Annotated in this window: 22 protein-coding genes and 1 tRNA gene; 11 read left to right on the top strand and 12 right to left on the bottom strand. The window is 54.8% G+C overall.

Translation table 11 applies throughout. The features are described from left to right. Positions 1-71: 71 nt before the first annotated feature. Entirely contained in the window at positions 72-668 is a 597-nt protein-coding gene (locus ACR0I7_RS15985) for a TetR/AcrR family transcriptional regulator (RefSeq protein ID WP_480512783.1), read from the top strand. Between the two features lie 192 nt (positions 669-860). On the opposite strand, the gene ACR0I7_RS15990 is transcribed toward ACR0I7_RS15985, so the two are convergent. Further along, entirely contained in the window at positions 861-1,730 is an 870-nt protein-coding gene (locus ACR0I7_RS15990; protein WP_480512785.1) for a LysR substrate-binding domain-containing protein, read from the bottom strand. An 85-nt stretch (positions 1,731-1,815) separates the two neighbouring features. Here ACR0I7_RS15990 and ACR0I7_RS15995 point away from each other — a divergent pair, with 85 nt between their 5' ends. Both ACR0I7_RS15995 and ACR0I7_RS16000 read left to right on the top strand, forming a co-directional pair. Then, entirely contained in the window at positions 1,816-2,838 is a 1,023-nt protein-coding gene (locus ACR0I7_RS15995) for a permease (protein ID WP_480512787.1), read from the top strand. Between the two features lie 226 nt (positions 2,839-3,064). Further along, the gene (locus ACR0I7_RS16000) at positions 3,065-3,349 is read left to right on the top strand and encodes a hypothetical protein (protein WP_480512789.1); all 285 of its coding nucleotides are present in this window, start codon (positions 3,065-3,067) and stop codon (positions 3,347-3,349) included. 130 nt (positions 3,350-3,479) lie between these two features. Here the strand turns inward: ACR0I7_RS16000 and ACR0I7_RS16005 are convergent, their stop codons facing one another. From ACR0I7_RS16005 to ACR0I7_RS16035, 7 genes are all read right to left on the bottom strand, one after another. After that, positions 3,480-3,680, bottom strand: coding sequence for a hypothetical protein (locus tag ACR0I7_RS16005; RefSeq protein ID WP_480512791.1), 201 nt, complete (start codon positions 3,678-3,680; stop codon positions 3,480-3,482). Then, positions 3,677-5,509 carry a TniQ family protein gene (locus ACR0I7_RS16010; RefSeq protein ID WP_480512793.1) on the bottom strand — a complete coding sequence of 611 codons (1,833 nt, stop codon included), beginning with the start codon at positions 5,507-5,509 and terminating at the stop codon, positions 3,677-3,679. Before ACR0I7_RS16010 ends, ACR0I7_RS16005 begins: the two co-directional genes overlap by 4 nt. Further along, positions 5,506-6,468: a TniB family NTP-binding protein gene (locus ACR0I7_RS16015; protein ID WP_480512795.1), complete on the bottom strand. Its 963-nt coding sequence runs from the start codon at positions 6,466-6,468 to the stop codon at positions 5,506-5,508. The genes ACR0I7_RS16010 and ACR0I7_RS16015 overlap by 4 nt, the downstream gene beginning before the upstream one ends. After that, positions 6,461-8,167 (bottom strand): Mu transposase C-terminal domain-containing protein, encoded by a 1,707-nt coding sequence (locus ACR0I7_RS16020; protein ID WP_480512797.1) that lies wholly within the window; start codon positions 8,165-8,167, stop codon positions 6,461-6,463. Before ACR0I7_RS16020 ends, ACR0I7_RS16015 begins: the two co-directional genes overlap by 8 nt. A 24-nt stretch (positions 8,168-8,191) precedes the next feature. Continuing rightward, the gene (locus ACR0I7_RS16025; RefSeq protein ID WP_480512799.1) at positions 8,192-8,656 is read right to left on the bottom strand and encodes a hypothetical protein; all 465 of its coding nucleotides are present in this window, start codon (positions 8,654-8,656) and stop codon (positions 8,192-8,194) included. Then, complete coding sequence (locus ACR0I7_RS16030; RefSeq protein WP_480512801.1) at positions 8,646-9,347, bottom strand: hypothetical protein; 702 nt, start codon at positions 9,345-9,347, stop codon at positions 8,646-8,648. The genes ACR0I7_RS16025 and ACR0I7_RS16030 overlap by 11 nt, the downstream gene beginning before the upstream one ends. A gap of 207 nt (positions 9,348-9,554) precedes the next feature. After that, on the bottom strand, positions 9,555-9,794 hold the full coding sequence (locus ACR0I7_RS16035; protein ID WP_480512803.1) for a helix-turn-helix domain-containing protein: 240 nt from the start codon (positions 9,792-9,794) through the stop codon (positions 9,555-9,557). 268 nt (positions 9,795-10,062) lie between these two features. Here ACR0I7_RS16035 and ACR0I7_RS16040 point away from each other — a divergent pair, with 268 nt between their 5' ends. The 4 genes from ACR0I7_RS16040 (at position 10,063) to ACR0I7_RS16055 (ending at position 15,235) form a co-directional block, all read left to right on the top strand. Then, positions 10,063-10,668 carry a helix-turn-helix domain-containing protein gene (locus ACR0I7_RS16040; RefSeq protein WP_480512805.1) on the top strand — a complete coding sequence of 202 codons (606 nt, stop codon included), beginning with the start codon at positions 10,063-10,065 and terminating at the stop codon, positions 10,666-10,668. Between the two features lie 209 nt (positions 10,669-10,877). Next, on the top strand, positions 10,878-12,719 hold the full coding sequence (locus ACR0I7_RS16045) for an ATP-dependent nuclease (RefSeq protein WP_480512807.1): 1,842 nt from the start codon (positions 10,878-10,880) through the stop codon (positions 12,717-12,719). Further along, positions 12,709-14,046 carry an ATP-binding domain-containing protein gene (locus tag ACR0I7_RS16050; RefSeq protein WP_480512809.1) on the top strand — a complete coding sequence of 446 codons (1,338 nt, stop codon included), beginning with the start codon at positions 12,709-12,711 and terminating at the stop codon, positions 14,044-14,046. Before ACR0I7_RS16045 ends, ACR0I7_RS16050 begins: the two co-directional genes overlap by 11 nt. Positions 14,047-14,176: 130 nt before the next feature. Further along, positions 14,177-15,235, top strand: a complete 1,059-nt coding sequence (locus ACR0I7_RS16055) for a hypothetical protein (protein WP_480512810.1) — start codon at positions 14,177-14,179, stop codon at positions 15,233-15,235. Positions 15,236-15,758: 523 nt separating this feature from the next. On the opposite strand, the gene ACR0I7_RS16060 is transcribed toward ACR0I7_RS16055, so the two are convergent. From ACR0I7_RS16060 to ACR0I7_RS16075, 4 genes are all read right to left on the bottom strand, one after another. Then, positions 15,759-15,835 (bottom strand) — tRNA-Arg (locus tag ACR0I7_RS16060). 64 nt (positions 15,836-15,899) lie between these two features. Then, a complete protein-coding gene (locus ACR0I7_RS16065; protein WP_480512812.1) occupies positions 15,900-17,282 on the bottom strand; it encodes an ATP-binding protein in 1,383 nt (460 codons plus the stop codon). An 18-nt stretch (positions 17,283-17,300) separates the two neighbouring features. Next, a complete protein-coding gene (locus ACR0I7_RS16070; RefSeq protein ID WP_480512814.1) occupies positions 17,301-18,719 on the bottom strand; it encodes a dihydrolipoyl dehydrogenase family protein in 1,419 nt (472 codons plus the stop codon). Positions 18,720-18,722: 3 nt separating this feature from the next. Next, a complete protein-coding gene (locus ACR0I7_RS16075) occupies positions 18,723-19,454 on the bottom strand; it encodes a TVP38/TMEM64 family protein (RefSeq protein ID WP_480512816.1) in 732 nt (243 codons plus the stop codon). A 295-nt stretch (positions 19,455-19,749) separates the two neighbouring features. Here ACR0I7_RS16075 and rpmH point away from each other — a divergent pair, with 295 nt between their 5' ends. From rpmH to ttcA, 4 genes are all read left to right on the top strand, one after another. Beyond that, the gene (rpmH, locus tag ACR0I7_RS16080; protein WP_005980833.1) at positions 19,750-19,884 is read left to right on the top strand and encodes a 50S ribosomal protein L34; all 135 of its coding nucleotides are present in this window, start codon (positions 19,750-19,752) and stop codon (positions 19,882-19,884) included. Between the two features lie 25 nt (positions 19,885-19,909). Beyond that, positions 19,910-20,335, top strand: a complete 426-nt coding sequence (gene rnpA, locus ACR0I7_RS16085; protein WP_480512818.1) for a ribonuclease P protein component — start codon at positions 19,910-19,912, stop codon at positions 20,333-20,335. Continuing rightward, complete coding sequence (yidD, locus tag ACR0I7_RS16090; protein WP_480512819.1) at positions 20,332-20,565, top strand: membrane protein insertion efficiency factor YidD; 234 nt, start codon at positions 20,332-20,334, stop codon at positions 20,563-20,565. The genes rnpA and yidD overlap by 4 nt, the downstream gene beginning before the upstream one ends. Positions 20,566-20,633: 68 nt before the next feature. Continuing rightward, positions 20,634-21,527 carry a tRNA 2-thiocytidine(32) synthetase TtcA gene (gene ttcA, locus ACR0I7_RS16095; RefSeq protein ID WP_480512821.1) on the top strand — a complete coding sequence of 298 codons (894 nt, stop codon included), beginning with the start codon at positions 20,634-20,636 and terminating at the stop codon, positions 21,525-21,527. The last annotated feature ends 51 nt before the right edge of the window (positions 21,528-21,578 follow it).

Here is a 21,578-nt window from a genome sequence, read left to right on the forward strand (position 1 = left end):
TGAATGAACTTTCATTATTCAACCCATAGTGTGAGAAAAAAAGATGTTCCGCGAACGAGCAGGTGACGCCGATGGCCCAAAAGAAAGATGAAACGAAACGCTGTGCGATCCGAGATGCTGTGATTGCTGACGTTATTGAAAACGGACTGGGCAAGCTCTCCATGCCGAGGGTCGCCAAGAGAGCCAGCGTCTCCGCAGGCACGCTCTACATCTACTACTCAGGCAAGGACGAGATGCTGCAATCTATCTATCTGGAGGTGAAGTCTCTCCTGCATGCGGCAGTGATGAACGCGCAATCTGACAGCCACACCAGCACCGAGCGTATCAGAGCGATGTGGTTTGCCATGTTCGACTTCATTGTCGAACAACCGAAGATGTTTGCCTTCCACGAGTCGATAGATATGGAGCAAATTTTGAACAAGCGGCAAAGCGATGCTGCATCAGACATGGCAAACGACATTATCGAGGCAATCGAACGGGCTGTTGATGATGGAACGCTAAAACAGCTTCCACTAGATTGCTTGCTCTCCATCCTTATAGGCCCTGCGATCTATCTCTCGCGTCGGAACTTTTCTGATCGAATTTTGACTGAGCAAGAAGTTGAAGCTACCTTTGACGCAATCTGGGCAGGTGTAGCCATACCACCGGACTGGCACCCCAATAACTGACATTGGCGCAGCCGCAGCAAATTTGCGCTTTGACCCGCCTGGCGGTTGTCGCCTAACGGGTTCTCGAACGGCACGTTAGTGAAGCCTTTGTATGATTGGCAACGCCATAACAAAGTGAGGGCATCGCTGAAGGGGGGTTATGTGAAGCGATCTCTGGTTGAGTGGTCAGTCCCCTGCAGAGCCAACGCACCGTCACTTAAGTTTTCGTGGGTTGGCCATAAATGCGGCTCGGATCGCGGCCTTCATAGCGTCCTGAGGCCCTTGTTCTTTCGGCTTGCTTGATGCCATCACCAGCTTGGAGGCAGGCGTGTTTCCGAGGCCCAATGCATCGTTCACCACCGATAGACCGCCGTGCAGCGAGGAGCGACCGAGCAGACCCACCGCGATCCCGGCTTCTACTGCTGCAATGACACCAGAGACGCTTTGGCTGGAGTAGACAACGCGATATGGCTTTCCACGGGCTTGCAATGAAATGACCGCCGCGTCGCGCCACCAGCACGCATGATCGAACAAGGCTACTGGAAGGCTTTCATCGGCCCGAAAGTACCGGTGCGCCGACGACACCCAACATGTCGGGTCTTCATAAACAACCTCCTCGTGACTGGACGGGCTTTCGACCTCATAGACCGCAAGGTCCAGCGCCCCCTTATCGAGGGCTTCTGGAAAACTTGTGCTCAAGGCGCAGGTGACATCCAGTTCGACTTTCGGATGTTGACGGGCAAAGGTCGCAATGATCGCCGCAAGTCTGGCGCGCCCGTGATCGTCGGGTATGCCCAAGCGCAGTTTGCCGCTTACTGCGTTCTGTGAAATCTCTCGTAGTGCCGCGTCGAGACGTGCCGTCACCTCCTGCGCGACTGGAAATAGCCTTCGTCCCGTGTCGCTCAGGACCACCCCGCGACCATGCCTGTCAAAGACCGGTTGACCCAGGATCGCTTCGAGGCGCTTGATCTGAAGACTTGTCGCAGATTGCGACCGGTGGATGCGGGCAGCACCGTCCGTGACGCTTCCGGCATCAGCCACGGCGACGAAGGTTCGCAGAAGATCGCTATCCAGATTTTCCATCTGTTTTTCCAATATCGGAAATTGAAACTATGCGTTTCACAGATGCCTTTTGCCGCACTATTTTTCAAGGCCAGAGGAGTACCCCATGTCAGATCAGACAGCTGCCCACCACCCATCTAACCGGAAATCCCTGTTATGGGGCGTGTCTTTGCTGCTGCTGGCAGGCGTCTGTCTTGCCTGGCCGGAACACGCCGCGAACGCAGCAAAGTTTGTCCTATGGGGCCTGATTGTCGTGGCCCCTATCGTCATTCCGGGCATCGTGCTTGCAGCCTGGATCATCGCAAGCGGCGCGGATACCCACATCGCTGGTGCCTTCGAGGGCAGGACACTGAGGACGGTTCTGGCGGCCTCGCTCATTGGAGCCATCACGCCAGTATGCGGTGTGACCGTGCTACCTTTGATGGTTGGATTGTTGGCAGCGGGCGTGCCACTCGCTCCGATCATGGCATTCTGGCTGTCCTCTCCGATAACAGATCCGGCGATGCTCGCGACAACAGCCGCGACATTGGGTCTGAGCTTTGCAATCGGCAAAACGATTGCAGCCTTCGGATTGGGGGCATTCGGGGGCGCGATCACAGGGTTTTTTGCCAAAAAACCATGGGCCAAGAATGCTTTGCGAGAGAACGCTCTTGCGCGCCAACTCAGCGCTGCACGATGCGGCGAGGATCAGCCGTTCGATCCATGGGTGTGGCGGTCCGAACCGCGGCGGAGGTCGTTCAGTAGACAGTTCTGGGCGACCACACGGCTGATCCTGATTTGTTTGATCCCGGCATTCACCGCCGAGTATGCCCTGAACGCGGTACTGACGCCGGGCGCACTGGCAGTATATGTTGGTGAAGACAAATGGTGGGCCATACCCGCCGCTGTCTTCATAGGCGCTCCGGCCTATATCGATGGCTATGCTGCGCTCCCACTGACGCGCGGGTTGATTGACAATGGCATGTCCAAAGGCGCGGCGATGTCCTTCCTTGTCTCGGGCGGCGTGGTCAGCATTTGGGGTGCGATGGCCATCGCACCGGTTCTCAAACTGAAACCGTTCATGCTCTATCTGCTACTCGCAGTTCTTGGCTCGCTCGGGGCGGGGTATGTCTTTGGGTGGATCGTCTGAGACTCAGCCTAAACGGGGCGCAGACGTTCAGCGAACGGCAACAAGCCCGCAGAGCAGCAATTGACGAAGATCCAATCGAACGTCAGCGCTGAACTGTTTCTGCACCTCTGCTGACAGCGGGAGTTTGATATGCTAGCTGATACCATGACCTGATCATTTTCCTTCGAGCCGCATTCCACACGGAATTCTCCGTGGCCAACGACGTGCGCATTTGAAAGGAAAACACATGAACCATACTGACTTTCCACCAATCCAACGTCGGCGGTTCGATATCGAAACGCTGCAATACAATGCCGTCAGCCTTATGAAACAAGTAGATGCTGGCCCGACATTTCTCCGTCACGGCGGTCGTGTGTCTTATGTTGTTATGACCGAAGAGCTCTTTGACGAGCTTTGGCCGGACCGGAGACGGGCTTGGGGTGTCGATGAGATGCCCTATCGCATGGAACAACTCTTACTTGAAGCTGTGAGCAATTCGCTCGCGGAGAATGGCGAAGACAAAGAGGTCTAAGATCACAACACTTTCCGGGCGTATGTCGATCAAGACAACGCCCGGATTTCTGTAGCACTTGGATGCGTTGGGCCGGTGCTGGGAAAAGCGAACGTAGCAGCGGGGCGCTAGATGAACCCCCAAGCTTGTGTCAGTCCGGCTCCTCATCGTCGGAATAGGCGGCAATCAAATCCAGAATGCCTTTGCGTTTCATGCGGCGCACCCAGCTTACATGAGACAGCACCGCATCCACGTCATAGGGGTCTTCGCAGTTCGCGTAGGCTTCAACAATCATGCGAAGCTGCGCCTCATCGTCATCCGCGAGTTCCTGATCAGTCATTTCCGTGCTCATGGCTGGCCATTCCTCCATTTTTTTGTCGCTTTGCAGTCCCTTCCCCAGCCCACAGCATTTCTGTCGTAGACACGGACAAACTCATTCCCGCAGGAAATTGGTTGGACGGAATCGCGATCCAATTGCCGCGCCAAATGGATAGAGGCCACCTTCTGTCGTGATGCCATCTGGCCGAGGGTGATATAGGTTCGCTCGAACGCTTGGATGCTGCTCTTTGAAATGTAGCTTCTCAGATGGTTGGTATCAGGATTGCGATGCTGTATCTGGACCAAATAGCCATGATCCCTCAAATGCCTGATAGAAATAACACTGATCTGAAGATAACTGGCTGCTTCCGGAAGCTTTAGATCGCGATCAAGTTGGATCCCTGGCTTTTCACATAGTGCATCCCAATCCACCTCTATCGCTTGCAGGCCAATACCTTCACCTCGACAGACCTTCCCATCCAAATCGCCCCTTATCCAGAGATCAATCACTCGGGTTAATTGAACACCCTTGGCGCGACAGAATTCCTTAATGGGAAGAACTGACTTTTCAGATAGAGATCGGGGCAGTTCTGAAACGCGTTTCAAAAGGTCGTCAATTTCCTCGCGTTTCAAGTAGCGTTTGGACGAGGTAATTTTGACCGTAGAGAGGACGCATCGGTTTTGAAGCGCCTTAACTTGTTGGGCATGAATACCCAAGTCAGAAGCCGCGCGCTTAAGGTTGATGAGAGTTCTCCAGTAGGATTTCGCTTTTTTGATTTCATCGACGTGCACATCGGTTCGTTTTAGAGCGTCTTCCTCGGAGATTCCGTCCAGATGACCGAGGAGCTGCTTCAAGAACACGGCTCCGAAACCTGAGCGTTTTCGCGCATCGTTAATTGTAAGCCATTTCTGAACTTTTGGCCTCTTGCCGAATACGCCTTTGCCTGTTGGTGTTGGGTATGTGTCAAAGACATGCTTCTGTATGATCTGAACCAGTTCAGCCAAGGGCGGCTCAGCATAAGCCTCTCGAAGCCAGTGATAGAATGGCCCCAAGTCTGCGCTGTAGTAAGGACGTTCGGTTGTGCTGGCTTCGTGCAGTTCATGAAGGGCTGATTTGAATTTCGCATTGCCACTGGCCAGGTTGTAAAAGCCTAGCTCACATAAGGAGCGCACTTCCAGCATCGGCAGATTTCCAGGCATCTCGCCCTTGATACCACTTAGTGCAGCCCCCAGGGTCAGGCTCGCGCGGTGAATGTGATGGAGGTCCCAATCGCTCAGCCAGTCACCCTGTGGACCATGCCAGATGCGTTTTCGAATGTAGTTTTCAAAGCTGATTTCTTTGAGCATTTCCTGAGATTCACTTGCCCGATGGATTTTTTCTCGGTGCTCAAGGACCCGGGCAGCAAAGTCGTAGGTTGTGTGGGAATGGTTCGAAGAAGGCAAAGTGATTAACGGGCAGCTATGTCGTGAACACCTGTGGATGCTGAGAATGGACCATTCAAGCATCTGAAACACACCCGGTGGACCAGTTTCAGACAATGCGGTTGTCACACATTGCGGACAGAGTCGAACGGCGGTGCGCCGCAGTACGGCTGTGTTGGCCTGCGCCTTCCCCACCTTGTAGTAGCCAATTCCGATTTTCTGGGTCCGCCAGGCGCGCAACGCCTCCACTGGCTCACCTGTCAGCCAGCAGAGCCGTTCGACTTGCGTATCATACCCGCTACACAGAAACGGCCAACGCATCCCGAGATCTGAACAAAAGTCCCGTGGTGTAGTCTCAAATAACACCGCATGGCGGCTGACATATCCGGAAAGCGTCTCCCCTTCGATGAAGGGGAGAGCAGGTTTTAGAGGCGCCATCATGCATCTGCCCCGTCAAATTCGAAGATCTGCCGGGGATCAATCCGCGCAAAGTCTTCTGCGGCAAACGGATTGAGAGCATCGATAGCGGCGCTTCGGTCAAAGAACACATCCGCAAAGTGACGAATCTGTAATCGGGCCTCAAACCCATCACTGAACAGGGCCTTTGAGAGGGCCTGAACTGTAATCTCTGCCATCAAACCAAACTCGTAATCCGCAGCATGCATCAGCCGCTGCGCAAACTGCTCACCACGCACACAAGGCTGCGTTCCAATCCGGGCTCGGGCGGCATATTTCTGGACAATGTCGAGTACAGGCTCCACATCCCGGAGCGCATGCAACCTGCCGATCTCGACAGGATAAAGGCGGCGCGCCAATTGGGGGTCCTGGTTCACGATCTTCTTGAGATCCGGCATGCCTGACAGGATGAGCCCGGTTGGCCAGAGGGAGTTTTCCATCACGGACTTGAGGGTGTTCACGACAGACTGGCGCTCCTTGTCCGTCTGATATCGAGCTAAATCCTGTGCTTCATCGAGATGCAGAAAACAGGTCTGCCTTAGCTTGAGCTGAACCTTGACCTGATCCCATATGGCCGGACCCTGCTTGTCCCCGGAATAGGGATAGCCAAGAGCGCGAAGCGTCGCTGCGCCAACAAATTTCATCGTGGCCGGGCTTGGAACCTGAAGGCTGAAGAACTCGCAGATATCCAGCGTGGGGTCCGTCTGAAGCAACGATCTGTTCTTGCGGATCAACTCCCGAATGGCAGTGGTTTTCCCACTGCCGGATTGCCCGACAAGAACTATGCCGCGCGCGATGTTGATGGTTTCGTCTCTCACGTCGGCGCGCCGCTGTTCAAGCAAAGCGCGGAAGTGGGTTTCGAGTTTGCGATAAGACGGCGTCGGTACAAATGCCGAGCGCAGATCTTGGACAGTTTTGCGGATTTCATTGTCGTCTTTATTCATCGTCTTCATCCTTGTCGGAGAATTCATGCCGGCCATCGGCGTCGTCGCCGAAAGACCAGAATTCGATTGGTGCGTTCTGCTCCTCTCGCAGTACGGGGTGATCGGTGCGGCTTGGCGTTGGATCATGTGTGATTTCATTAGACAAAAGACCTTTAGGCTCGCTGTCTCCATCCTCAGGCGGAGCTGCGTTAAGTTCTGGATCGATCCCCAATGAGAGCCCCCAGAATGTTTCTTTCTGAGCCTGTTTGATCTGATCGTAAGTGTCGCCAATCGGACCAAGCTGTCGCAGAGAACATTGCTCGGCATCGATGTCCTTGATCCGCTTGATGGCGCGATCCACCACGCCCTGCGTCAGCGATGCCGCATTGCGATTGTTCTGCCGAAGCTCAAACACGGATCGTTCCCAAGCGGCAAAAGATAAACCCTCAAGCCCGACAATCTGGGCCTTCAGTGTCGACCAACCGATTTCGGTGCCATTCTCCAGCCAGACTGAAATATGCCCCATGTTCTCAGGGTCGACGCGCACATCAACGTGTTGCTTGCCAAATTTTTGGAAATGCTTTGCGAGACGGTCAGAATGGTAGTTCACGCCATTGACCAGAACACCGTGGCGACCGGTGTCACGCGACAAGGCAACCCCAAGAATGTGCCGCAGGATGTGATTACTCATTGGGGGCGACCAGCCGAAATCTTTTACAAGGCGGTCCCAAACAATGTTTGGAGTCGCATATTCGAGCTTTCGGTGCTTCCGATTGTGGTACACATCGACTGTGAACCGAACCAAAAGCTCGACGATGCTTTCAGCGGTGTGGACAGCAAATTTTTGTGACGGATAATCTCCACGTTCCTGGGGATTGGAAAACGTCCGACCTGTCAGGTATGGCATCAGAAGCGTCGCGACCGACCTGAACACCCGTTCCACATGCCCGCGCAGTTTGGCGACACCAGCAGGCAGGACGGAGTAGTCTATGCATAGATCAGAAAGCGCCGCCTTGAACTCCGCGTTCACGAACGCCGGCCCGTTGTCCACCGCAACATGACAAATGTGACCATGTTGCTTCCATGCGGTTTCGCAGCCCAACTGGCGTGACAGCTCCGTCTTGTCGCGCATGGCCATCCAAAGGACAGCTTTGGCGTCTTCGGCGGTAGGGCTTCGGGAAAGCTTCAGGCCAACGATACTGCGGCTGGCTGTATCAAACGCCACGCAAACCCAATATCGTACTGTTTCAATATCGCGGACGCTGCACTGAGAGAAGTCGAAACCGCTCTTTTTCAAGATCGCAATCAGATCGATTTCCCATTCGTCCATCTCGATCCGGTTCAGGGGCACAGCCAGCTTCAATCCACCACCATGTGCACCGAGCTTGTTCTTTGCGACCGCCAGACCTTTTCTGGCAGCAAGCACCTCGAACTTATCAAGTTCCCTGATCCTTCGTTCGATGGTGCTCTTAGACACCTCGGCCAGAGGCAAACCACCATTCGCAACACGGATTGCGTTGCGCCGTCGGATTTCGGCATTTACGTCATCGTGGATGTGACCTGGGAGAAGCTGATTTGGATGCAGATAACCTTCAAGCGCGGCTTGAATGATGGCTTCGCGTTCAGCATCGATGCGCCTCGCGTTGCTGCCATTAAAGATCGACTTTTTCACAAAAACCATTGGGTCTTTGGACGTCTCCCAATCCCGCACCCACGACATTACTGATGTTCTGCAGGGCGTTCTTCACAGCTCAATGCTGTCAAAGCTGGCCCCCGCTGTTGCCGCTTTCAGACCCTTCTTCAGCTTTTCTGTGACACGGCGTTCTAGCTCCGGCAGGAACTCTTCCCATCGTTCCGCTGAGCGGTTGAGCTTATCTTCACCCTCCATCTCCAAGAACGTTGTGCTCCAGCACTCTTTCCAGAAGGCATCAAGCTGAGATTTCGTCGACACACGCGACATCAAAGACCGGCCAGCTATTGCTCGACGTGCAACCTGACGGCTTTCAAAATAGCCATACTGAATGGAGAACTGACCGGAGTTGATAAGCTCTGATAGCTCTGCGTGTGTCAACGAAATCGGCTCAGTATCCCCGCGCATCGGCTTCATTTCGACAAACAGGTCAGTCACTTTGGTGATGACGTGTGTTTTCCCGTTGGCAACGATCGCGTCACACGTGGTCACGCCAAGACGGATAGGTTCATGTCTCATGCCCTGCCCCTGTTGGTGCCACGATTGAATTGATAGAAATGTTCTCTCGCGTATTCGCGATGAGCCTGCCCGCGTAGATCGCACGGAACGCCGCGCGAAACGCCCGAGCACCAAGACCAGACTTTTCGATGAGATCGTTAATCGAAACTTCGCCAAGGAGCCCGTTGATGAGATCGGCAACGGTGTTGTCTGCCTCTTCGTCGGCACACCGCCGGAAGAAGTTCAGCAGCTCAGCATTGCGAACCTCGACCTTGTGCCGCTCTCGCTCCGTGACCAAGGCCACCCGATCGGCAAAGCCAATGGGCAAGTCACGCTTGATAGCTTGCAGCGTGGCTTTGAAGTTCAGTCGCTCAACGCGCTCCGCAGGTTTCACCGCAATGGCGACGCGGCGACCATTTTTGAACACTGCGAGATAGTCGAACCTGTGGGTTCTTTGTCTGCCATCCACGTCTACAAAGCTCACTGGCTTTGGCTGATCGGTGAGGTTCCAGAGATCAGGCATTGCCAGCGACAACAGGCAGGTTTCCCGTTCTCCCTGGCTGGCACTGATAATCTGACGCCAGTATTGTTCCGCAGGCGTCATCGCTAGCGTGAATCCTCGCACAGTTAGTTTAGACCGCGCGGGGAACATCAGCCCCGCTACAGTCGGCGAGGGGGGACGATAGAAGTCGTCATCATCATCTTTTGTCATGGTGTTTGCCACAGCCACAGGTTCACACCAGCGCCGGGTGGCTCTCCTTTATGTTGGGATGAACGAAACCCGCCCGCAGAAACGCTCTGCGCGGTTGACGGGTTTCGAAATTTGGGTCATGAAGGAGGTGCAAAGGGCTTCAAACTTTTGCACCAAGACCTTGTAGGGAGTCGCAAGCTTCCTTCGAGGTCTTTGTGTTTTATGGACTCATTGTTTGCCCTCCTCCGCTTCAATAGCTCCGAACAACTCTTCGACGGGTTTACCGACGGCTGCCGCCAAGGCGCGTTCCACTCGCGGCACGCTCATCTTGCGCAATCCAACCAGCGATACAGTCGTGCGTGAGACACCGACCTGGCGAGCGATGGCGGCCAGCGATGAGCCCCTCAGGCGCAGCTCCATTTTCAACGCTTCATGAGCTGCAAATACGTCCCGATCGACCTTGGTCATCGCCTGTTACTCACGCTGTTTGTCCTGCTTTGACCCCGCCAATTGCCGACAAGTTTGCGTGTAAACCTCCAGCAGGCAAGAGGCTGGTCAGCACCAAGGTTCCACATCATCTTGATCGCAAGTAGAAACGATCCACAATATTTTGCAGAATGTTGAAAATCACCGTTTGATTTCAACTGCAGCATCCGGAGAGACAAAGGCTAGGTATTTTTTTGTGCTGCGTGAGATTGATGGCCATCGCGCACCCGATTTTGGGAAAAGTTGAAGAATGAAACCCAAGAATATGAAGATCGCCGAATCGAAAGCGCATCCAAATGATGGAAAGCGGCTCTCTCTGATCAGGCGAAAAAACCGGAAGACTCAGGCTGAGTTTGCAGCTGAGTTCCAGGTTTCGGTCGGCACCATCGGCAACTACGAACGTGGACTTACCGAAATGCCACCCAGCTTCTGGCGCGCGGTCAATGAGAGATACGGTCTGAATCCAACTCCCCTAAACCCCGAAGAAAGCCCAGAGCGACTTTTACAGGTGCCAGAGGTGGCCAGGCTCAAGGAGGAAGGCGATACGCCCCGAACTGTGCCTTGGAAGCTTGCTCGCCTGCGCACGAAGTACAAACTCATCAGGCACCAGATTTATACTCCGGAAAGGCGGTTTGTCGAAGGTGCAGTGCACACGGTTTTCTTAGCAGCCACGCTTGTTTTCTTAGCCGAACAGGCTTTCCGAGCATTCCCCGTCGTCCGCGAGGATCCTAGCGTTTATCGAGACATTGTCTTCGTGACAGCCTTTGTAGCGATGAGCGTACTTTTGATCCCAGTTTTCCAAAGCCTTCCATGGGGCCTAAAAGTCAATGATGACGGTGACTTTGGTGAAGCCTAGGGGTCGGGAAGCGGAAGTTCGCTGCGGGCGCGCAGGAAAATTCACTTGGTTCGGGAAAGCAGACATCCTTATGGGCTATGCTTCGACAAAGTAGGTTTTTGCTTGGCGATCGAATCAACACAAGTGGCATTTTCAACTGGCACTAATCCCTGTAGCCTCGCCCTAAGCTTGTATCTGTCTCATCAATTTGGCCGAAACAGGAATTCTAATTGTATATTCAGCGTCTAAAGATTTCAGGCCTGCGTGGGGTGCAGAACGCAGACATTACTTTTGGCAAACATTCCGTTCTTGTGGGGCCGAACAACAACGGCAAGACAACGATTATCGAGGCTCTTGCCCTACTGCTGGGAAGAGACCGATTGGTTCGGCGCTTGACTGAACATGACTTTCATAAGAGCAGACCCATCGAAACATCTCGGATCCTAATCATTGCCACCGTCACAGGCTTCCCGGAGAATGATCCGCAGCATAGCCCATCTTGGTTTGCGATTGGTCGCGGAGGCGTTGAGAAGTGGCTCAACCCAAATACAGGCAGCCTTGCCGCATCAGCAGACGGTCAGCACACTGAACTAAGTGTTCAGATCGCATTTTCGGCCCGATTTGATCTCCAGGAACTCGAGGCCGAGACCGTTAGGTTCTTTGTGGATAATGAAGCAACTCTTGGTGATCCATTCCACGAAGACACCGTTGTCACGCCGATTTCCTCGAAGACACTTCAAGAACTTGGCTTCTTCATGGTCCCCGCCTCCCGGACATGGGACAAATGGATTTCGTTTACTTCAGAGCTTTTTCGGCGTCTCGTTGCAACGTTAGGTGGCCTCCCTGCAACTGCTATACGCGATGCAAGAGCACGTCTTTGGGAACCGGAAGCTGGTCAGAAACTAGAAGAACAAGACGGCCTTACAACGATTGTCGAGCAGGCCAATGATGAACTTGGAAAGCTCATGCCATCATCACCAAGGCTTCAGCTTCGTATAACAGAGACGGACAGCAATTCAGTCCTCGAAAGCGTTGTACCTCATTTTGCTCACGAGGACGGTCCAACCCTCCCTTCCGCCCGGCAAGGAACTGGTTTGACTTCCTTGCAAAGTCTTCTGCTACTGATGCAGTTCGGCAAGGCCAGAGCAGATGCGAACAAGTCATTTGTCCTCGCGGTTGAGGAGCCTGAACTACATATTCAACCTTCTCAACAAAAACGGCTCGTCAACCGGCTAAACGCGCTCTGCGATCAGACTATTGTCACTACACACTCGCCACTTGTCGCGGCAATGTTCCCTGTCGAAACAACTTACTTTGTCGATAACAAAGATGGGCAAATGTCTGTTTCGCCATTGTCAAAGACAGCACCCGCTGGTCCGTCCAATCACAAGCAACACCTCTTTTTTGCTTGGCGGCAAAAGCTGATTGCAGCGTTGATGCATAAACGTGTTTTGATCCCAGAGGGCATCAGCGATGTCGCATGGCTAGAAACGCTCCAAACGGCTTTGGAGCTTAGGCAAACTTGGAATTCACCTGAAAATGAACAGTCGAAGTTTGGGACGTTTGTTGGGGTCGTGCCTACAGACGACGCAAAGATCGCTGAGACACATGAAGTGGTCAGACGTGTCCATCATCATTGCGCGATCCTTGTTGATGGAGATCAAGCAGGAAGGGCATACTTAACGGAATTGAATGAGGCTGATCCAACGCCGAGCTCGGCAATCATATGGCCAACTGACTGGAAAATTGAACACGTGGTCACTTGGATCGCGGAAGCAAACCTTGCAGAAGTTTTGCCCCAGTTAGCTGAGGCCAATGACACGGCAATCGGTCACGCGGAGGAGCTTTCTGCTTTCTTGGAAAGTAGGAAGTCATACGCCCCCACACAAGAAATCACATCGGCAATTCTGATGGGTGAAGCCGCATGCCGCAAGCGGGCGGCCCAGCTGCTCAATGCACTTTGTGACACTCTGCTTGACCCATCAGTCCAGAGTTCTCCACTTTTCGTCCGGGAGACCGAAGACGGTGCTGCTATGCCGACCTTCCGGTTCGAGCCTCCCGATGACGTTTGACTTCTTCGAAGGGCCCGCTGGGTCGGGCAAGACCTTCAACATGGTGGCTCATGCCCGGCAATTGATTGAGAACGATGCGTTGGGTGAGGGTCAACGTATGCTCGCATTAACCTTTATGAATGGTGCGCGACGGCGGCTGACTTCAAGCCTGAACGCCGAAGCATCATTTAGACAAAAATTTGATTGTCTCACCTTTGACTCTTTTGCTCAGACACTGGTCCGACGAAGAAGCGCCAAGTTGACCGAAGAAATTCGACAGCAGGCAGAGGAGTTGGGCCAATTTCAGGGGCCTTGTCTCATGGCCGGTGAACTCTTGAAAGATGCAGAGGTTCGACGTTGGGTGGCCCGATCTTACCCCGTATTGCTAGTCGATGAGGCTCAAGACCTCGATGTCCATCGGCAGGGAATAGTTCTTGGCTTGAAGCAATGCTGCACGACAGTAGTTGCCGCAGACAGTTTCCAGTGTTTGAGCGACGGCCAAGAAACAGCGGGCTTCATCGACCAATTGCTAGGCGCCGGAACCACTCATTCCCTTACTCAAAGTCACCGAACGAACAAAAGTGGTTTGCTTGCCGCTGCTTTGGCCGTCAGGAGCGGTGAAAGCATTCTGGACGTGCTGAAGGAGGAAGGTATTGGTAAGACTGGCAGGGTTCATTGGGTTGGCGAAGGTATCGAGCTTGTGGAAGCTCCGGCCACGGCCCAAAACCCTGGGTTGCTCGCATGGAGTTTAGCATTTCAACTGACACAAGGCTGCGACGACGTTGCAATCCTCACGCCGGACTCTAAGAGCGCCATTATCCAGAAAGCGATCGAGACCGCGAGAACAAAAAAGTGGAAATGGCCTAAAGGCGGGACTTTTGGCCCCTTCTCGATTACGTGGGAAGGTGGCGACAGCGCAATTGAGTATGAACTGGCTGAGACAATCGGATTTCCAGCTTTGGCTTCATTCAACGAGATTTGTGCATTGTTGAAAGAACACTCGGCGCAACCAATCGTCAAAACAGTGGACCAACGTATCCGCAGGCTTCAAAGGGTGACAGGCCAAAGCGAATTCGAAAAAGATCAACTGGTTTCCTTTGTCTCCGATGCAGTGAGAACCAACACACGCCTTGGCTTCAAGAAAAGTGCGAAAATCAACGCTATGTCCATCCATGGAGCCAAAAACAGAGAGTTCGACAGAGTAATCGTCCTGTGGCCGCAATCAGCAACTGGCAGCGACGAGCATAAGCGGCGCTTGCTATACAACGCCATGACTCGCGCGAAGAGTCATTGCACAATTATCGTTCTTGGAAACGGGCGACTAAATTCAGCTCCTTTTGCGCCTTGAATAATCAACTCTGCCAACGCCCCAAGCACCCTGCGACGAATTGGGTGAGAAAAGCGGAGGACGAGCAGCAAGGCTAATTTCCTCCCGATCAACTAGGCGACACCTACCAACATTCAAAGCAGGCCTATCAATGAAAACACGCGGCGAAGCCATCACGGAAGATGCAGAGCATACACTTCACAAACTTACGGTACTCACCCATCAATCTTTTTCTCGAGCAGATCTATCGGCACTGATCGAGCCTTTCACATCACGTCTTGAATACTACCTAAAATCCGTCGTTTATCCGACAATTAGTCGCAGAACGGGTCTCAATGATCTGATTGATAATCTTTCATCATTAGGCTTGGCGGCTCCTCAAGTGACGTCCCTGCACACACTGCGGCAGCTATACAACAAGTCAAAACACGACCCTGATGTTGATCTAAAATCTCAAGAGTGTATCCGTTCGTTTGAAGCTGCTGTCGTTGCTCTTCGCGCGATCACAACACTTGGCATAACTTCGATTGATGCACCTCAAGAGCCCAGCTTTAACACGGTCGTTTATGTTGGCTTGTGGGACCACTACGTCGACGGAGAAACAGAAGTCGGTTTGTTTTTGCCTAGCAACCATTGGATGGGAACGACGCCCATCAGCACCTTTCATTTACATTGGTCGAGTTGGGATCACCTAAAACCTGCTCTAACTGATCATCCGCGTTATTCGAGGGGTGAGGAAGCATTAGGCTCGACACTTTGGAAGTCATTTTCCGATGAGGGGGACTTTCTTGATGCAGGTGTTTGGGAGGGGGATGTGAGAGAATTGTTGGAACTACTTTCTGCGCACAATGACGAGAGCCTAGAAGAAGCGGTAATTCCGTTTTTGGCGCGCCGGAATAACCTGATATCAGTCGGCATCGCGCTTGTTTCTGCTACCGTTGACACAGTCCGCGCTATACCTACTGCAAATGAAGTGACACTTCGAGAGTGCATCTCTAAACGCGCTAAGATGGAATACGCTGCAGAGGTACAAACCCCTCATGGCCAAAAGATACTAGACAGCGTGATACATTGCGTCGAAAGCGTTCCGCACAATGAACGCGTCGCTATCTCGGGGCCTGCATTTCGCATTTACTCAGAAGAGGAAGACGGGGAATTGGATGTCCCAATCAAGCTTTTGGGAACAACGCTGACCTGGCTAGTTTCTTAGCAATCGCAAGCTCCAACACACCTCTGATTGCTATCTACGCAACACGTTCACGACCCACCTGTTCTTGCGCTTCAGCCTGACCTGTTGAGGTCAGGCAAAGCATGAATGGCTGCAATGCGAGAGCTGCACTACGGCGGCGGGCGACGCAATGAACGGCAGCTTTGGGCCGGCCGTCGACCTCTTTGTTGGCCAGTGGGATTTGGACAAGCCAAACGCCCCTGGCCGTCAGGGTGAGGGCGCTGCCCTCCCCCTCGGGCAACCCTATTAGACAGGGCCGTGTCCTCGGCTTTGCCTGCGGGCCGCACCACCCCTGTCGAATAGCATTGCCTCGCCCCCTCCCGCGTTCGCCACGTGGCAGATCAGCAGGAACAGGCGGCTTCGCCGTCTGATCTGCAAATCAGCCCTGATTTTCCAGAGGAGAAGTCAGATCAAACGAAACAGTCTGTGGGAGTACGAAAAAGGGGGTGTTGGGTCAGTTTATGACGCAAAGGTCAAATTCGTCTGACGTCCAACAGGAAACCAGTGGCGGACCGAGGAGGATTCGAACCCCCGACCCCTTGATTCGTAGTCAAGTACTCTATCCAGCTGAGCTATCGGTCCGCGTTGGTGAGGCGCTATTTAGACCCGGTGTTCGGTACACGCAACCCGATTCTATAAAAAACTTTCAAAAAGCCTTGTCGCCGCGCGGAAGCGTTATTTCAAAGGTCGTTCCCTCTGGACCGGTTTCCTTCAACACAAGTTCGCCACCGTGACCGCGTATCAGCTCCTGTGAGATCGCAAGGCCAAGACCCGAGCCGCCTTTTCTCACCCCACCCTGAAATGGCGTGAACAGGTTTTCCTTTGCCTTGGGCGGCAATCCGGGGCCGGTATCGCGAATTTCGATACACCAGTCTGTCGGGTGCGCACAGCCTGCGATGGTAATGCGTCCGGGTTTGCCCGAGGCCACCAGTGCCTGACGCCCGTTTCGAACCAGATTGAGAATGACGCGATAGATCTGTTCGGGGTCGGCTTGCGCGACCAGATCTTCGGGCACCGCGTTGATGATCTCAACACAGGCGTCTGCGACCGCAAGCTGCTCGCTGGCGGCGACATCCCCTGCAACATCGTGCAGACATACATCGGTCAACTTCGGAGCAGGCTCTTCGGCGCGCCCGAAGGTCAGTGTGCTTTCGCAAAGCGAGACGGCGCGGGTGATCGAATTGACCAGCTTTGGTGCCATCCGCCGGACAAGCGGGTCGTCGCTGGTTTCGATCCGGTCAGTAAACAACTGCGCCGACGTCAGGATGTTCCGCAAATCGTGGTTGACCTTTGCAACGGCACCCCCGAGCTGCGCAAGCCGCTCGCGCTGTTTCAGGGCCTGCGTCAGTTCGGTCTGGAGCAGTTGCAGCGCCTCCTCCGCCTCGCGAAGTTCGGACACTTTTGAGTTGGGTGAGATGATACCCCGCGCATCCTCAGGAGCCCTAGCATATCTCTGCATATACCCGACGACACCCTTGATCGGACGAACCAGCACCACACGCACGGCCAGAAACAGAAAAAATGCGGTGATAATGGAGATGACAAAAGACAAACCAAGGATGCGCAGCCCGTAATCCGTCATGGCCATGCGCAACGGGGTGCTGTCCATCGTTACCTCGATCAGCAGTCCTGCATCCTTCACGGGCTCGCCAATCACACGAATGACTTCATCCTCGAACGTAAAAAAACGGATCATGGCATCGCGGATCAGGATCCACGGCCCTGCGTTCCTGAGATCGTAGGTTCGGTTGATCTGTTCCGGGATGGGCGACGATAACATCAACTGACGGACTTCATCCCGCCGCAGCACAACGTTGTAGACGCCCGCGTTGGCCAACAATTCGGCCTCAAGATCATCGGCCAGCATATCATCGGCCAGCAGCGCCAGCGATGCGATTTGCGCGCGCTCAAGCCGGTTCAGCAGAAAATCTTCGCGAAAGCGTGCAATCGATGGCACAAAGATCAGTACTTCGGCCAACATGACGAAGACCGTCGTCAGGATCAGGAAACGGCCTGACAGCGAGTTCAATTGGCGCTCCTTTCCCGGTCAGGGGATCCAGCGCTGGACGAACCTGACCACTCGTTTAACCGTCTGATTCTCAAACAGCCTTGGCGAGAAATAAGCGCCCGCCACGCGTTTGTTAAGTTCTCCGACCGTCGGATAGGGCGAAACCATTGCGGCGATCTGACCCATCTTGAGGTTATTGGCCAGGGCCAGCGACCACAAGTTGATCAGTTCCCCGGCCTGATGTCCCACGATTGTGGCCCCGATCGGACGCCCTTTTACGACCATGACCTTGATAAAACCTTTCGTTTTACGTTCGGCCAATGCCCGATCATTGTGGTGATAGTTGAACCGCGCGATTTCCACGCGCGCGCCGAATTTTTCGCGCGCCTGCGCCTCGGTCAGGCCAACCTGCGCCAGTTCCGGGTCGGTATAGGTCGCCCATGGGATATGGGCCGTTTTGGATTTTGAGGGCAGCCCAAACAGTGCAGCTTTGATGATGACCCCGGCGTGATAGCCTGCGACATGCGTGAACTGCAGCCCGCCAGCCACATCCCCGATGGCGTAAACCCGCCGGTTCGAGGTGCGCAAAGAGGCATCCACCCGGATACCCGAGCGCGTCCGGTCGATCCCGGCGGCTTCAAGGTTCAGGCGGCTGACATTGGCGACGCGACCTGCCGCCAGCAAAAGGTGCGAGCCCGCATAGATGTCGCCACTTTCGGTTACAACTTCGATCTGACCGTCCCGATCCCTGATTTGCGCCACCATGGCGTGTTCCTGGATCACAACGCCTTCGTCGCGCAGGCTGTCCAGAACCACGGCGGCGGCTTCAGGATCATCCTTGCCCAGCGCCTGCATCCCCTCGATCACGGTCACTTTGGACCCAAGGCGGATATGCGCCTGCGCCATCTCCATACCTATGGGGCCGCCGCCGATGATCAGCAGATGATCCGGCTTGTCCCGCAGGTCAAAGATCGTTTCGTTTGTATAGTAGGTTACCTGATCCAACCCAGGAATCGGGGGTACCATCGGCGAAGAGCCGGTCGCAATCACAACCCGCCGCGCGGTGATCATATGATCACCCGCCTGTACCTGCGTCGGAGAGACAAAGGACCCGAATTCCCGGATCACCCGGACGCCGAACCCCTCGAACCTTTCCTGACTGTCCATAGGTTCGATCTGAGAGATAACGTTGCGCACATGGTCCTTGGCCGCCCCATAGTCGACCTGTGGCCGGACATCTGCCACCCCAAACGCCGCCGCGTGAGATTGGGTATGCGCAGCCTTGCCGCTTGCAATCAGCGCCTTGGAGGGAACACAGCCAAAGTTCAGGCAGTCTCCGCCCATTTTGTGCCCTTCAAGGAGCACAACATCCGCGCCCATCTGGCTGGCGCCCGCGGCCACAGACAACCCGCCAGACCCGGCCCCGATAACCAGGAGGTCGGTCCTAATATCCTGCATCGGTCAAGCGTCCTTTTGGCTGCGCAGAGATTTGATGACAATCGGCAACGCCGCAAGGACACACAGACCCACGATCGGCCCGATAACAAAGGGTTCCCACAGCAGCGACACATCCGGTGTCTCACCTCGGTCGAACACGCCGCCCAGACCGACACCGATCCATGTATAGACTATGCCGCCCGGTATGATGCCCAGCGCGGTTGTCAGCAGGAAGTTGCGGAACTTCACACCCACAAGCGCAGGCACCAGATTGGCGACGAAGAAGGGAACAACCGGCACCAGCCGCAGCAGAAACAGGACCGAGATCTCATTCTCGCGCAGCCCGTCCTTGAGTTTTTTGATCGCCCCTTCTGACGATTCCAGCCGTGCGGTCAGGCTTTCGCCCAATCCCCAGCGAGCCGCCAGAAAAATGGCCGAAGCCCCGATAGTTGCGGCGAATACGTTAAAGACGGTTCCGGCAAACAACCCGAACAGGAACCCACCGGTCATCGAGGCCACCGCAGCCCCCGGCAGCGAGAACGCAACAATCAAGATGTAGATGATCATAAAAGCTGCGGCCATCGACCAATAGTTCGCGTCGCGCCAGCCCAAAAGCGCCTCGCGATTGTCGCGCAGCGTCTCGAATGTCAGATAGTCGCCCAGCGCAAAGAACCCGATGGCGGCAACGGTAAGAATCACCAGCAAGGGAACATGCCGTATCAGCCTGCTGCGCGGGGCTTGAGTTGTTTCAGTCATCTGACGTTCCGGTTTTGCTTGGTTCATTGTGACTACAACATGCGCTGCATCAGCGATCAGCAACAGGGACCTCACGCTGCGTTGAAGAGTTTGGCGGTGAATGTGAGTGTATTGTTGCAGAAAACCGGTTTTTGAAATCTTTTGGCAGAGCCAGAGACAGAATTGTTGCAAAAGCAGTGAAAACGCCCGTCAGAGGGTTTGACTTACCCCCCGCTTAGCAGTAGAGGACGGGCTTCGAACACCACGGGCAGGCGAATCCGCGCCGCACCCGACCGCATAGATTGGAGACGGAGCGATGAAACGCACCTATCAGCCTTCGAACCTGGTTCGCAAACGCCGCCACGGTTTCCGCGCGCGCATGGCCACCAAGGCCGGCCGCAAGATCCTGAATGCACGCCGCGCACGCGGCCGCAAATCGCTGAGCGCATAAACCGCTCACCGATCAGGTTATGAACATGACGCCGCCGGAGGCCCCTGTGGATGGTACCAACCAGCCCGGGAACATGCCCCCGGCGGCGTCCGTTTGCGTGCCTGAAACACTGACCATTCTCACAAAACGATCCGATTTTCTGAAAGCCGCCCGCGCACGCAGGCAGGGCACCTCGTCGATGCTGCTGCAAGCCCGCCAACGGGCCGAGGGTGAAGGTGACGGAATCCGGGTCGGCTTTACCTGTTCAAAGAAGGTCGGCAACGCCATAGCCCGCAACCGCGCCAAGCGGCGCTTGCGCGAGGCGGCCCGCAGCGTATTGCCTACACAGGGTCGCGCCGGGTGGGATTATGTCCTCGTCGGCAGGTTCGAAGTCACCGCTGCACGACCATACGAGGCATTGCTGGACGATCTGCGCTATGCTCTGCGCAAAATCCATGGCGGGCGGAAATGACCCTGCTGTCGCATCTTCTTGCGCTCCCCATTCGGGCCTATCGATTGGTGTTCAGCCCCTGGGTCGGGTTCAATTGCCGCTACCAGCCGACCTGCTCAGCCTATGCGCTGGAAGCACTGGAAAAACACGGCGCGATTAAGGGCGCGTGGCTGGCGGCACGACGGATCGGCCGGTGCCATCCATGGGGTCGGGACGGCTATGACCCGGTGCCTGAGCCCAAGGACGACTGACCCACGGTCGGACCCCACCCGCCGTTGCGCCACTTGCCCGGTTGAACCAACTGCTGTAGGGGCAGCGCATGTTTGACGAAGCTGACGATATCCATCCGCTATTTGCCGGCGCGCCCTCGACCACCGAGTTCAAGAAGCTGCGCAAACGCATCGTGCGCCAAACCCGCGAGGCGATCGAGCAGTATGGGATGGTGGGCAGTGCAGCCCATGACAAAGACACCAAGCCGCCCAAATGGCTGGTCTGCCTGTCGGGCGGCAAGGACAGCTATACTCTGCTGGCAGTCCTTCATGAGCTGAAATGGCGCGGCCTGCTGCCGGTTGATCTGCTTGCTTGCAATCTGGATCAGGGGCAGCCCGGGTTCCCCGCGACCGTCCTTCCCGAATTTCTGGAGCGGATGGGCGTTCCGCATCGAATCGAATATCAGGACACCTATTCAATTGTCATGGACAAGGTTCCGCAGGGCCGCACCTATTGCGCGCTATGTTCGCGCCTGCGACGGGGAAACCTGTACCGCATTGCACGCGAGGAAGGCTGCAGTGCCGTTGTACTGGGCCACCATCGTGACGACATTCTAGAGACGTTCTTTATGAACCTGTTTCACGGCGGCCGTCTTGCAACGATGCCACCTAAACTGGTGAACGAAGAAGGCGACCTGTTCGTGTTCCGCCCGCTCGCTCATGTGGCCGAAGCGGATTGTGAGAAATTTGCCAACGCGATGAGTTATCCCATTATTCCCTGCGATCTGTGCGGTAGTCAGGATGGCTTGCAGCGCCAGCAGGTCAAACAGATTCTCGATCAGTGGGAAAAGAACGCGCCGGGACGGCGGCAGGTGATGTTCAGGGCTTTGACCAATGCGCGGCCTTCTCACCTTCTGGACCCGAAACTGTTCGATTTTAGCAATCTTTCTCTGGATATGAGCAAAGATGATGTGGATTCGAACGAAATTCCGCATCTGCGTTAACAACTGACTCAGACTGGTTTCCTACGGTTGGCTTGCGCGTTTCATGCCAAG

The organism is Ruegeria sp. AM1, assembly GCF_056540745.1.